The sequence below is a fragment of the Pseudomonas sp. HY13-MNA-CIBAN-0226 genome (genome assembly GCF_040310305.1).
Taxonomy (GTDB): domain Bacteria; phylum Pseudomonadota; class Gammaproteobacteria; order Pseudomonadales; family Pseudomonadaceae; genus Aquipseudomonas; species Aquipseudomonas gregormendelii.
On the sequence record NZ_JBEOPS010000157.1, the window covers coordinates 1 to 286 of the forward strand.

Here is a 286-nt window from a genome sequence, read left to right on the forward strand (position 1 = left end):
GTGTTGCTCGACCTGAACATGCCGGGCGCCTACGGTTTCTCCGGGTTGGTGCTGCTGCGTGGGCAATACCCGCAAATACCGGTGGTGATGGTCTCGGCCCAGGAAGAAGCCGATGTGGTGGTGCGCTCCAAAGAGTTTGGCGCCAGCGGTTTCATTCCCAAGTCCAGCGCGATGGAAGATATCCAGAAAGCCGTGCGTACGGTGTTGGACGGCGATGTGTCCTGGCCACCCCAGGCGTTTGAAGAAATCAATGTGTCCGATGAAGCCAAGGCCGCCCGCGATGGCC

The 286-nt window shown here is 60.1% G+C and carries 1 protein-coding gene; it reads left to right on the top strand.

The window, feature by feature from the left end; genetic code table 11:
- Window positions 1-286: response regulator (locus AAEZ05_RS28205; protein WP_350649857.1), on the top strand; the 286-nt coding region annotated here is incomplete at both ends.